The organism is Terribacillus sp. FSL K6-0262 (assembly GCF_037977385.1).
In the GTDB taxonomy this organism is placed as follows: domain Bacteria; phylum Bacillota; class Bacilli; order Bacillales; family Amphibacillaceae; genus Terribacillus.
On sequence record NZ_CP150277.1, the window covers coordinates 2,723,199 to 2,735,269 of the forward strand.

General features: G+C 47.1%; 15 protein-coding genes. 6 read left to right on the plus strand and 9 right to left on the minus strand.

From position 1 onward, the window contains the following. Positions 1 to 64 precede the first annotated feature (64 nt). Complete coding sequence (locus MHI54_RS13930; protein WP_095215942.1) at positions 65 to 1,048, minus strand: NAD(P)/FAD-dependent oxidoreductase; 984 nt, start codon at positions 1,046 to 1,048, stop codon at positions 65 to 67. Between the two features lie 300 nt (positions 1,049 to 1,348). On the opposite strand from MHI54_RS13930, the gene MHI54_RS13935 reads away from it, so the two are divergent. Both MHI54_RS13935 and MHI54_RS13940 read left to right on the plus strand, forming a co-directional pair. Next, the gene (locus MHI54_RS13935; protein ID WP_095215943.1) at positions 1,349 to 2,566 is read left to right on the plus strand and encodes an NAD(P)/FAD-dependent oxidoreductase; all 1,218 of its coding nucleotides are present in this window, start codon (positions 1,349 to 1,351) and stop codon (positions 2,564 to 2,566) included. Positions 2,567 to 2,612: 46 nt separating this feature from the next. Next, positions 2,613 to 2,816 carry a hypothetical protein gene (locus tag MHI54_RS13940; protein WP_340081913.1) on the plus strand — a complete coding sequence of 68 codons (204 nt, stop codon included), beginning with the start codon at positions 2,613 to 2,615 and terminating at the stop codon, positions 2,814 to 2,816. Here the strand turns inward: MHI54_RS13940 and MHI54_RS13945 are convergent. The 3 genes from MHI54_RS13945 to deoD all read right to left on the minus strand — a co-directional run bounded on the left by MHI54_RS13945 (position 2,808) and on the right by deoD (position 4,767). Next, positions 2,808 to 3,281 (minus strand): divergent PAP2 family protein, encoded by a 474-nt coding sequence (locus MHI54_RS13945; RefSeq protein ID WP_095215945.1) that lies wholly within the window; start codon positions 3,279 to 3,281, stop codon positions 2,808 to 2,810. The genes MHI54_RS13940 and MHI54_RS13945 overlap by 9 nt on opposite strands. Positions 3,282 to 3,357: 76 nt before the next feature. Then, the gene (locus MHI54_RS13950) at positions 3,358 to 3,948 is read right to left on the minus strand and encodes a biotin transporter BioY (RefSeq protein ID WP_340081914.1); all 591 of its coding nucleotides are present in this window, start codon (positions 3,946 to 3,948) and stop codon (positions 3,358 to 3,360) included. 108 nt (positions 3,949 to 4,056) lie between these two features. Next, positions 4,057 to 4,767, minus strand: a complete 711-nt coding sequence (deoD, locus tag MHI54_RS13955; protein ID WP_340081915.1) for a purine-nucleoside phosphorylase — start codon at positions 4,765 to 4,767, stop codon at positions 4,057 to 4,059. Positions 4,768 to 4,961: 194 nt separating this feature from the next. On the opposite strand from deoD, the gene MHI54_RS13960 reads away from it, so the two are divergent. Continuing rightward, on the plus strand, positions 4,962 to 5,222 hold the full coding sequence (locus MHI54_RS13960; protein ID WP_095215948.1) for a phosphocarrier protein HPr: 261 nt from the start codon (positions 4,962 to 4,964) through the stop codon (positions 5,220 to 5,222). Positions 5,223 to 5,291: 69 nt separating this feature from the next. Here the strand turns inward: MHI54_RS13960 and MHI54_RS13965 are convergent, their stop codons facing one another. The 3 genes from MHI54_RS13965 to MHI54_RS13975 all read right to left on the minus strand — a co-directional run bounded on the left by MHI54_RS13965 (position 5,292) and on the right by MHI54_RS13975 (position 7,732). After that, positions 5,292 to 5,675 (minus strand): kinase-associated lipoprotein B, encoded by a 384-nt coding sequence (locus tag MHI54_RS13965; protein ID WP_095215949.1) that lies wholly within the window; start codon positions 5,673 to 5,675, stop codon positions 5,292 to 5,294. Beyond that, complete coding sequence (locus MHI54_RS13970) at positions 5,672 to 6,850, minus strand: PatB family C-S lyase (protein ID WP_340081916.1); 1,179 nt, start codon at positions 6,848 to 6,850, stop codon at positions 5,672 to 5,674. Before MHI54_RS13970 ends, MHI54_RS13965 begins: the two co-directional genes overlap by 4 nt. 69 nt (positions 6,851 to 6,919) lie before the next feature. Then, positions 6,920 to 7,732 carry an alpha/beta hydrolase gene (locus MHI54_RS13975; RefSeq protein WP_095215951.1) on the minus strand — a complete coding sequence of 271 codons (813 nt, stop codon included), beginning with the start codon at positions 7,730 to 7,732 and terminating at the stop codon, positions 6,920 to 6,922. A 265-nt stretch (positions 7,733 to 7,997) separates the two neighbouring features. On the opposite strand from MHI54_RS13975, the gene yugI reads away from it, so the two are divergent. Next, positions 7,998 to 8,363 carry a S1 domain-containing post-transcriptional regulator GSP13 gene (gene yugI / locus MHI54_RS13980; RefSeq protein WP_095215952.1) on the plus strand — a complete coding sequence of 122 codons (366 nt, stop codon included), beginning with the start codon at positions 7,998 to 8,000 and terminating at the stop codon, positions 8,361 to 8,363. 44 nt (positions 8,364 to 8,407) lie between these two features. Here the strand turns inward: yugI and MHI54_RS13985 are convergent, their stop codons facing one another. Further along, positions 8,408 to 8,641 carry a DUF378 domain-containing protein gene (locus tag MHI54_RS13985; protein WP_095215953.1) on the minus strand — a complete coding sequence of 78 codons (234 nt, stop codon included), beginning with the start codon at positions 8,639 to 8,641 and terminating at the stop codon, positions 8,408 to 8,410. A 145-nt stretch (positions 8,642 to 8,786) separates the two neighbouring features. On the opposite strand from MHI54_RS13985, the gene MHI54_RS13990 reads away from it, so the two are divergent. Then, positions 8,787 to 10,133 (plus strand): glucose-6-phosphate isomerase, encoded by a 1,347-nt coding sequence (locus MHI54_RS13990; RefSeq protein WP_340081917.1) that lies wholly within the window; start codon positions 8,787 to 8,789, stop codon positions 10,131 to 10,133. A gap of 44 nt (positions 10,134 to 10,177) precedes the next feature. Here MHI54_RS13990 and MHI54_RS13995 read toward each other — a convergent pair whose 3' ends face one another. Further along, positions 10,178 to 11,179, minus strand: a complete 1,002-nt coding sequence (locus MHI54_RS13995) for a potassium channel family protein (RefSeq protein ID WP_095215955.1) — start codon at positions 11,177 to 11,179, stop codon at positions 10,178 to 10,180. Positions 11,180 to 11,246: 67 nt separating this feature from the next. Here MHI54_RS13995 and MHI54_RS14000 point away from each other — a divergent pair, with 67 nt between their 5' ends. Further along, complete coding sequence (locus MHI54_RS14000) at positions 11,247 to 12,050, plus strand: phosphotransferase (protein WP_340081918.1); 804 nt, start codon at positions 11,247 to 11,249, stop codon at positions 12,048 to 12,050. Positions 12,051 to 12,071 lie beyond the last annotated feature (21 nt).

Sequence of the window (12,071 nt, forward strand, 5' to 3'; positions counted from 1 at the left end):
GGGCTTCCTTATACAAGAAGCCATAAAAAAACACCGGTTTCCTTATAGGAAACCGGTGCGGTGATTAAAACATGCTTGTGGAATGCTTCGGTTGCACACGAGCATCTGGATCGATATATGTTTTGGCATTATTGATGGCTGTCGGACCTTCGCCGAAACCAGAGGCAATCAGGTTGACCTTGCCGGGATATGTGCAAATATCTCCTGCTGCATAGATACCAGGGATATTCGTTTCTTGTTTTGTATTGACGACGATGCTGTTTTTCTCTATTTCCAGATCCCATTGCTTGATCGGGCCAAGGGAAGAGACAAAGCCATAGTTTACGAGCACTTCGTCGACATCGATCGTTTCTTTTTCTTCGCTTTTCACTTTTTGCAGGACGACTTGCTCGATACGGTCGGTACCCAGCATCTCGACGGGCGTATAAGGGGTCATGATTCTTACATTGGACTGCATAAGTCGTTCCACGCTGTGCTCATGAGCCCGGAATTCATTACGGCGATGGACGAGGATCACCTCTTTTGCAATCGGTTCGAGCATCAGGGCCCAGTCGACAGCGGAATCGCCGCCGCCTGCCAGCAATACACGTTTGCCGGCGTATTTCTGCATATTATCCACATAATAGTTCAAGTTGACACCCTCGAACTCATCACATCGTTCAACCGTCAAGCGGCGCGGCTGGAAGGCGCCATTTCCTGCGGTGATGATGATGGTCTTGGAGAAATGTACACCCTTGTCCGTTTCGATGCGGAATGTATCATCTTCCAAACGCTCGACCCTCTCGACTGACTCACCGAGTGCGATCGTCGGATCGAAGCGTTTCAGCTGTTCCATAAGGTTGTCCACCAATTCCTGTGCACGAATCTGTGGGAAGCCTGCTATATCATAGATGTATTTTTCCGGGTATAGGGCAGAAAGCTGTCCGCCGACTTGGGGAAGGCTTTCGATGATTTTGACACTTTGCTGACGCATCCCACCATAGAATGCGGTGAAAAGTCCGACTGGACCTGCACCGATGATGGTCACATCATATACTTGATCTGACATACCGGTTCCTCCTAGTATTTTTAAACGTAACAACTGGTATTTTATCATAGTTGCCGAAATATGAGTAAGAAGAAGGATTTTTATCTGTTTGGCAGTCTGCACAGTGACAGGATCTCCTTCCCTTTTTTTGGTTGATAAAAGGAAAGAAAACGTTTACCATAATATTGATGAAGGTTTTGTGACAGTTTTATGTTTTCATTTGTTTTATAAAGTGAATAGTATCACAAACAAAAAATTAATGTTCAGTCAGGTTGTTGCAAGCTTTGTAAACCCAAACTATGTTAATGGATGTGATCGAAGATGAACAAACCGAAAATTGTGATCGCAGGAGCAGGCTACGGCGGCTTGATCACGACTGTGAAACTTCAGAAACTGATTGGAGCGGACGAGGCGAGTATCACACTCGTCAACAAGCATGACTATCATTATCAAACGACTTGGCTCCATGAGAATGCAGCCGGTACAAGGCATCATGACCAGACGCGCATTGCGATCAAGGATGTGATCGATGCGAAAAAAGTCAATTTCGTCCAGGATACCGTGACGAAAATCAAACCGGATGAAAAGAAGCTGGTGATGGAGAATGGCGAGCTCTCCTATGATTATCTTGTCGTCGGACTCGGCTTTGAGCCAGCGAACTTCGGCATCGAGGGACTTCTTGATCATGCGTACATCATCCGGAGCATCAATTCCTCCCGTCTGATCCGGGAGCATATCGAGCATAATTTCGCTGTATATAATAATGAAAAAGAAAAGAAAGAAGAGCGTTTGAATATCGTCATCGGCGGGGGCGGCTTCACGGGCATCGAGTTTGCCGGAGAGCTGGCGGAACGTGTTCCCGAACTGTGCAGGGAATATGATATCGACCGGGACAAAGTGAGAGTCATCGTTATCGAAGCCGGGGCATCCGTCATGATGGGATTCGACCCGCAGCTGGTCGAGTATGCCCTGAATTCCTTGGAATCCCGAGGCATCGAATTTCAGACGAATGCCTTCCTCAAGGAAGTGAAACCCGACAGCATCGTCTATGAAAAAGCAGGCGAAAGACATACCGTGAAAACCAATACGACTGTATGGGCAGCCGGTGTCAAAGGCAATTCCATCCTTGAGGAATCCGGTTTTGAAGTGAACCGCGGCAAGGTGATGGTGACAGAGGACCTACGTGATCCGAATCATGACGATATTTTCATCGTTGGCGACTGTGCTGCCGTCATGAATGAAGAAACAGGCAAACCTTATCCTCCGACAGCGCAATTGGCTACTCAAATGGGATATAACTGCGCACAGAATCTAAAAGCACTCATTCGCAAGGAAAGCAATACGCAGAAGTTCGTTCCGGATATCAAAGGTACGCTTGCTTCCCTGGGAGGCGGGGATGCCATGGGAATCGTGATGGGCAGGAAACTTTTCGGAAAACCGGCTGATGTAATGAAGAAGGCGTCGGATAATCGTTATCTCTATCAGCTGGGCGGTGTGGGATTGGTCTTGAAAAAAGGGAAATTCAATATTTTCAGCTGAAAAAAAGCAGCCAAGCGGCTGCTTTTTGGTATAGGTAGACATCCAGTTGTCGATGCTGTTACCAGAGGTGAAGGATATGATCCTGCGTTGGTGCAAAAGAATGCTGCTTGGTACCCTCTGGCTTGCAGCTATGTATGTGACATGGAGCCAGCTGACCAATTTGACGGTGGAAGATGTCATGAAATATGAACAAAGGCAGCTTCCTGTTCACGATTCAGGACTCAAGCAGCTGCATCTGCCATCAAAATAGCAAATAGATGACAAGGGAAATGGCGATGCCGGTTAAGGCCCCGAAAAAGACTTCAATCGGCTGGTGGCCGAGCATCTCCCTGATTTCACGATTCTTTTCGAATTCTTGTTTACTGCCCCAGTTTTTTGCTTCCTCGACAAAGCGCTGGAAATCCTTCAGGAGCAAATTCAGCAGGATGGCTTGCTCGCCTGCTTGCCTTCTGACTCCGGATGCATCAAACATGATGATGATGCTAAAAACGAAGGAAGCAGCGAATAAGGGGGAGTCAAGTCCGCTTTCAAAACCAATCGAAGTGGTAAGGGCAGCAACTGCGGCCGAATGGCTGCTCGGCATTCCTCCCGTACTGAATGCTAAATCAGGCTGAAGGCGCTTATCTGCAATCGCACGGATCGGCACTTTGATTACTTGTGCGAATACAATGGCAATCAATGCACTCCATAAGGGCAGATTGTGGAACAATGACATGTGCTGCGACATCCTTTCGGGGAAAAGCTATAATATATATAATGTAATCATTATAACTAAATTTCCCTGAGAAATGTCATTTAAACGAAGTATTATATGTTACTTTACCTTTCCCGAAAGCATGGACCAATCTCGGGTAAAACAGTGCTGCAAGTATGGAGAGGCTGAAATCCTTGATCAGGAATGGAATCATGCTGATCCAGGCTGCCGAATAACTTATATCCACGCCCATCCAAAGCTGCATGGCGCCATACATATAGGTGACCCCGATAAGATAATTCACCAGCACGCCAGCGATCACCGCAACAAAAACACGAAATCGAAAGTTAGCTTTTTCCATGATGAATCCAGCAATGAAAGCAATAGGAATGAAAGACAGCAAGAAACCGCCAGTAGGCCCGGCAAAGACAGCAAAACCGCCCGAGAGATCCGCGAAAATCGGCAGCCCAGTCAAACCAAGCAATACATAACAAATCATGCTGTAGGATCCCCATTTATAGCCTAACAGCAAACTAGCCAATAATGCGAAGAATGGCTGCATGGACAACGGCACGGTTTGTCCGCCGATCGGCACAGCAAGAAAAGGCAGCCAGACCGAAATATTTGCACCGACGGTCATCAAGCCGACAAACATTGCACTTGCCGTCAATTTTCCAGTACGACTCATGAATCATCAACTCCTTGCAGAAATAGTAAACGAGGAGTGTTTAATTGTCAACCTAATTTTTATTAGGGTTTACAATTTGGGTGAAGAAAAGGCATAGAAGCCCTTCTTCTATGCCTGGATTGCTGCATCCAATGCGATTTCCATCATGTCGCTGAATGTAGTCTGACGCTCTTCGGCCGTTGTTTCTTCACCTGTCAGGATGTGATCGCTGACGGTAAGGACGGACAGAGCCTGACAATCATGCTTCGCTGCAAGTGTATAAAGGGCGGTTGTCTCCATTTCAACAGCCAAAACGTTATAATCTGCCAATTTCCCGTAGAATTCCAACGTGTTGTCCCGGTAAAAGCGATCGCTTGTAAAGACGTTACCGACACGGATATTCAAGCCTTTTGCTTGTCCAGCCTGATATGCTTTCAGCAGCAAATCAAAGTCAGCTGTAGGTGCAAAATCGACTGTGCCGAATTCCTGACGGTTGATTTGGGAATCGGAGCTGGAGGTGGATGCTAGGATGACATCACGAACATTTACGTCTTTTTGGATAGCGCCGGCAGTACCGACACGGATCAGTTTTTTCACACCGTAGCTCTGAATCAATTCATTTACATAGATGCTGATGGAAGGGACGCCCATACCCGTACCTTGAACGGAGATTCTTTCTCCTTTGTATGTACCAGTATAGCCATACATTCCTCTTACTTCGTTATAAAGCTTTGTATCTTCCAAAAATGTTTCAGCGATGTATTTTGCGCGCAGCGGATCACCAGGAAGCAGGATTTTGTCCGCAATCTGGCCGGCTTCGGCATTAATATGTACACTCATGACAGCACTCCTTTTTGCTAGATGTGTCAAAATTACCACAAAAATGAGATAAACTCAAACTTATGCCATGGAGCGGTTTTTAAACTTAAAAAAGTGGCGTATCCATTTAAAACCGCTTTCTTATCTCCTATAATGAATGATGTTATAACATTCACATTTAACTTAGATGTACATAAGCTTTGGAGGGAATCAACATGCAAGAAAAGACTTTCACAATCACAAGCGAAACGGGCATCCATGCGCGCCCGGCAACCTTACTCGTCAATAAAGCCGGCCAGTTCAATTCTGAAATTGAACTTTCATACAAAGAGAAGAAGGTTAATTTGAAATCGATCATGGGGGTGATGTCGCTGGGTGTCCCTCAAGGGGCACAAGTGGTCATCACCGCAGATGGCAATGATGAGGAAGCTGCGCTGGAGGCTATCGAGGAAGTTTTGGAAAACCATTTGAGCTGAAAAATCTCTGGGTCCAGGGAGCTTGAGGAAATTGATAAAAGGCAGGAGCTGAGCTCCTGCCTTTTTCGTTCATTTGAAGTAATCTTGTTCCAGCGAGTCTATATTTGAGAGTACAAGCTCACGATAGGCGGAATCGGGCTGATCATTCAAATCGTCCTTCAGCTCCTTCAATGCTGCTTGCAAAGAGGCGGGATAGTCTGGGATGTCATCCGTGAATGCCGACACTGCCGTCTTCGGTATATTCGCTTTTTCATGGTGGGCAAGCGCCCGTCTTTCATGGAAGAAGACACCCTCCGTTTCCTTCGGATTGTGCAGGTCGCCTTGCTGCGGATGTTTCAGGACAGCCAGTACTTCCACTAAATAGAACTTGCCGCGTTCTTCCTTGATCTTACCGACATAGACGCCGGTTTTGTATCGTGCTTTCACAACACTGCCGATTTCCACTGTGCTCATCTTGCTGCCTCGAATTCCTGCAGGCTATTCTTCAGCCGCGTGAGGGCGTCGCGCATCGTTGCTGGCGGACAAGCGATATTCATCCGGACAAAACCAGTTCCGGCTTCGCCGAATTGAACGCCGTCATTGAATCCCAGCTTGGCCTTTTTAGCAAAGAAATCCATCAATTCTTTTTGTTCCAGATTCATATTGCGGCAATCAAGCCACATCAGATATGTGCCTTCCAGCGGTGCAAGCTGGATCAGCGGATTATCCGCCAATGCTTCTTCCGCCAGCTTTTTATTGACTGCCAATATATCAAGCAGACCATCCAGCCATTGTTCACCGTCTGTATAAGCAGCTTCCATTGCAGCAACCGCCATCGTATTCAGCATATGGAACCCTTGCTTGGAGAATGTCCCTTGCAGCTGCTTGCGCTTTTCTTCCTGTTCAATGATTGCATAGGATACTTGCAATCCTGCTAAATTGAATGTTTTCGATGGCGATAGGAAGGTGATCGTCCGTTTAGCCATGTCCTCGGATAAAGAGGCGATCGGGATGTGCCGATATCCTTCATGGATCAGATCAGCATGGATCTCATCCGACAGCAGCAGCACATCATAGGTCCCGCATAGCTCTGCCAGCTGCCCCAGCTCCTCTTTTGTCCAGACACGACCGACTGGATTATGCGGATTGCATAGGATCATCGCCCTTGCTCCTGCCCGGAAACAGGCTTCCAACTGTTCGAAATCCATTCGGTATGTATTGCCCTCGGCGATTAATGGATTTTCCACAAGTTTGCGATCATGTACTTTGACAACATTATAGAAAGGAGCATAAACAGGTGTTTGGATGACGACTTGATCTCCAGGTTCGGTGAATGTCTGAATTGCCATATGCAGACTGGTCACAACTCCGGGGCTATACAGGAGCCAGCTTGGTTTTATGCGCCAGCCATGTCGTTTTTCGATCCAGCTGGAAACGATTCTGGAGATGCTCGCATCCGTGATTGTATAGCCATATATGCCATGTTCAGCCCTGTTTTTCAAGGCATCCACCACAGCTTGCGGCGATTGGAAATCCATATCCGCAACCCACATCGGCAGCACATCTTCCCCTCCATATAAAGCCTTCAGGTTGTCCCATTTTACAGATCGGGTATTCCGACGGTCATGAACTATTTCGAAATTATGCATGGTCCCATTCCTTCCATTATTTCTTTCTCCCATTATATAAATAATTGCTTCGAAAAGCGAAAGGCTTGTTCATCCCATATACGAGACCAATGTTTCAGGTGTCTCCTCCGGAAGGAGATGACCAGCATCGGGAAGGACATGAAGCGTGGCATTGGGAAGCTCGGCAACCAGGCGATAGCCGATGGAGGGCGGAAGCAATGGATCCCGATTCCCCCAGAAAATCATTGTCTCTGCTTGTATCTGCTGCAAGCTGTCATTTGGCAGATCGCCTCCCCTTGTCCGGATGAAGGCAGCCAGGGCAGGATAAAGCTCTTTTGCCATGAATGGAATGCTGTATGCCACTACCATGCGCAGTGTGACCTTATCGGGATCGGCAACGAGATGGCGCAGGAATCCAACGACACTGCTTGCTTCGAATATAAGCCGCATCATGGCAGGAAACATACTGGATGAGGCCAGCAGGCTGCTGAATGCATCGGTTGGCAGCATATAGCTTGAGGGGGCAAACAGGAATAATTTATTAATGCGGTGAGGATATGCAAATGCAAGCCGCATCGCGATTTGACCGCCCATGGAATGACCGGCGACATCCAGTTTTTTGATATGCAAATGATCCAGAAGAGAGACGGCAAGACGAGTATAGTATTCATAAGAAAATGCCGTTTTGGCACTTTTGCCGCTATTGCCGAAAGGCGGGAAATCCATTGTCAGCACATGGTATCGCTTGCGCAGCTTTGGGATCATGCGATGGAAACAGTATCCCGAAGCCAAGAAACCATGCAGCAGAAGGATCGTACTCGAGGTATGATCGTTGCGGGATGGATAAAGACGGTAATCAATAGCTATTTCATCATGATGGAAGGTGTGGTTCGAGTAAGACATCCGGCGTTGCCCCTTTGCCTGCAATTAGCTTTAGTTTCGGCCGTTTTCCCCTTTATATGCAAAAAAAGGGCAAAGCGATGCGTATCGCTTTGCCTACAGGGGGAATACGAGAAAGTCTTACAGTATCATGTATTGCCAAAATACTTAGGATGCAAACCTATTCTGGAGAAAAAATCATTATTTTATAATTTTTTGCCGAATCCAACTTACTGTGTTAGAATTGTTTATTGCGAATAAAAGTAGAAAAAATCAGGAGTTGTTTAGTATGGCAGAGAAGTTTGAAACAGGACAAGTATTGACAGGAAAAGTAACAGGAATCCAGCCTTATGGCGCGTTCGTCGCTTTGGATGAGCAAGTGCAAGGCTTGGTTCACATTTCCGAAGTGACGCATGGTTTCGTCAAAGATATCAATGAACACCTATCCGTAGGCGATGAAGTAAAAGTCAAAATCCTTGATATCAACGAAGAAAACGGCAAGTATTCTCTTTCTATCCGTGCGACGGAAGAGGCTCCTGCCAAAACGCAAAACAGTCCGAAACAAGCTGTGTCCGAAGATGCACCGGCAGGCTTCAACACATTGAAAGATAAACTGCAGGACTGGATCAAGCAAACAGAAGGCAACCGCAAATAATGGAAAAACCCCCTGCATCAGGGGGTCTTTTTTGATTTATCCGTTTATGCCTTGGTTGTTGTCGCTTCTTCGACTTCTTTACGCTCCAGGAAAAGAGCGGAAATCGACACTAGACCGGCCAAGCCGACAAGGCTGTAGATGATCCGCGGCAAAGCAGCGGCTTGACTGCCGTTTCCGAAGATACCTGCAACCAAGTCGTAGTTGAATAAACCGACTAGTCCCCAGTTGATCGCACCGATGATGACTAGGACAAGAGCGATACGCTGTACTAAATTCAACTGCATAACCTCCATTTCATGAAGCGGGATGATAAATCTTTCTTAGCATGCGTTTGTTGGATGATTTTATTCCTGCAACAATTCTTGCTTTACTTGTCCAGTTTCGGTAAAGTTGCAGTAGTAAGCAGTTTCAAGGAGGATGAATATGACACACATCGGATTCGATTTTAAGAAAGCGATGCCATATATCGGGGAGCAGGAGCTGGATTACCTGGCACCGCTCGTCCAGGCTGCGCATGAACAATTACATAATAAAACAGGTGCGGGTAATGATTTCCTGGGCTGGCTGGATTTGCCGACGGATTACGACAAAGATGAATTTGCCCGTATCAAGCAGGCAGCAGAGAAGATTCAATCTGATTCGGATGTCCTGCTCGTTGTCGGAATCGGCGGTTCCTATCTTGGTGCCCGTGCGGCGATCGAAGCCTTGACACATAGCTTTTTCAACGTGCTATCCAAGGAAGACCGCAAAGCACCCCAAGTCTTCTTTGTCGGCAATAGCATCAGTGCGCCGTATTTGAATCAGCTGATGGATGCAATCAAAGGCAAGGATGTCAGTGTGAATGTTATTTCCAAGAGTGGTACGACGACGGAACCGGCAATTGCCTTCCGTATATTCAAAAAGTACCTGGAAGAAAAGTACGGGGCAGAAGAAGCACGCAAACGGATTTATGCGACGACGGATAAAGCAAGAGGGGCATTGAAAACACTCTCTTCCAAAGAAGGCTACGAATCGTTCGTCATTCCTGATGATGTGGGCGGCCGTTTCTCTGTCCTGACAGCAGTGGGATTATTGCCGATAGCGGCAGCTGGCGTCGACATCGACAGCATCATGGCTGGTGCGCAAAAGGCGCAGGAAGAACTGGCTGTATCCGTTCTGAAGGAAAACCCAGCATATCAATACGCAGCAGTCCGGAATGTTTTGTATAACAAAGGTAAAAATATCGAGCTTCTCGTGAACTATGAGCCATCCCTGCAGTATTTCAGTGAATGGTGGAAGCAGTTGTTCGGAGAGAGTGAAGGGAAGGACCTGAAAGGATTGTTCCCGGCATCCGCCAACTTCTCGACAGATCTGCATTCCCTTGGTCAATATGTCCAGGAAGGGCGCCGCGACCTGTTCGAAACAGTCGTGCATGTCAAACAGCCTGTATCCGATGTGACGATCGAAGCCGAGGAAGAGGATCTGGATGGACTGAACTATCTTGCAGGACAGACAGTCGATCAAGTGAATCACAAAGCGTTCCAGGGAACATTGCTTGCGCATACGGACGGAAATGTCCCGAACCTGGTCGTGGAAGTCCCGGCGCTTGATCCATTCAGCTTCGGCTATCTTGTGTACTTCTTCGAAAAGGCTTGTGCGATCAGCGGATACTTGCTTGGTGTGAATCCGTTTGATCAGCCGGGAGTGGAAGCATATAAGAAAAATATGTTCGCGCTTCTTGGCAAGCCTGGCTACGAGGAAGAAAAAGCAGCCTTGGAGAAAAGATTATAAACAACGTATGAATCCCTTCTTGCCATCATGGCAGAAGGGATTTTTCATTCGATATGCTGCAGGGTGATGATGCAGTCTTCCCTGTGCATCGGCTCTTGGAAATCCGGGCTCATATCCATGTTTTCCCCTCGCATATATCCGATGGTTGTCTTGTCTTTGCGGGCGAAATGACGGCTTGCTTCAAAGTAACTTTTACCGACTAATTCACTTGGCAAAGGGATGACACGGATTTCCTGTTCTTTCAGGAAATGCATCAGCAGCTCCAGATGACTTCTCTTTTCTTTATGATACACTTCATGGAAAAACAAGGTACTGACGAAATCGTTCGTCCTGATCACGACATCCGCTCCGGCACGGCGGAGATTCTCTTTTTGATTATGAGTCAGCACTTCTGCCACGATATGAAGATGAGGATTATTCCCGCGCAGAGCGATGGTGGTCAAGATTGTCATGTAATCGATTTGTTTTTCGTTTTTACCCGAGTTTGCTGTGATGATGGCGGTGGTCGCTTGCTGGATCTTTGCTTTTTGAAGCGTCTTATCCTCTGAAGCATCGCCGCGGATGAAGTGCAGCGGATGCTCCCTGTAGGGCAGCTGGGTCAATGTCTGATCGATCAAGACGACTGGCTGTTCCGGATGTTTTTCGGTCAGCCGCCGAAGCAGTGTCCGGGCCCGTTCATTCCAGCCGACAATGATGATATGATTGGATCCTTTGAATTCGGTCAGCCCTTTGGAGAGATCCTGGGTATATTTTACGGTGCCTGCCGCGATGGTGGCCAAATAAAAAGTGAACAGACCTGCTCCTGAGAGGATAAGGATAATTGCAAGGATCTTACCATGTAACGTTTCCGGAATGATATCACCGTAGCCGACAGTGGATGCTGTCACGAAAGCCCACCAAATGCCGTCAAAATAAGTGGGGAATTGCTTCGGTTCGATATAATGCATACAGATCCCAAAAACCAGCATGACGGTAAGCACGGTGGAGAAGAGACGAATGAAAATCGGCAGACGAAAATAGAAGCGTCGCAAAAACTGGGTGACCAACCTATCCCTCCTCTTTTTTTGTTAGTATATGTATATTCAGCTGATTTAAACGGAAAGGGGGAGGCAGATGAAGGATCTGACTGCGTTGGCATGGCTGGAAGCATTCATCCAGGAGCCGATCAACGAATGGGAAGTCATTGATACAGGCTGGGATCATGAAGTGCATGTGCTGAATGATAGCTGGGTGCTGCGGATACCGAAAGGGAAAAGGGTATTAAAATTGGCGGAGCAGAAGCTATTATCGGAATTACAGCTACAGGCTGACATCAGGCTGCCCGCATTTCAAATCCGTACAGCTCCGGATGGTAAAGAGGTGATGCTTTATCGATATATTCCCGGCTGTCCGATTTCGAGGGATCTTCCGCCTGCAGACTTGAAAAAGGCTGCCATCCAATTGGGTACTTTTCTCACCAAGCTTCATCATATCGATGCTTCCGGCCATGGATTACCGGAACGGGATAAAGCCTATTATGGACTGCTGCTTGAAAAAATAAGACGTTTTTATCCGAGCATGCCGGCTCGTCTCACTAATTATACGGAGAGATTATTTTCGGTCCTGCAGACCGAACGAAGAGCAGCGGTACATGGAGACTTAAGAGCGGCACATATTTTATGGGAGCAAACGAGCGGGGAAATCGGCATCATAGATTTCACGGATGCGCATATCGGCGACCCAGCTATTGATTTTGCTGGGATTTCCCAGGTGGGTGATACGTTCATGGAGCAAGTGCTTCTTCATTATGAGGGTGATAAAGAAGGCATTTCTTTGCGGGCAAGTCAATTATGCCAGCTGGGTTTTTATTATCGTCTGCTTCAAAATGGACCAAGCAAGTCATTGTTGGAAGAGATGGAGCGCAGGTTGATCAAATAGCATATACCTTTGGTAAAAAGC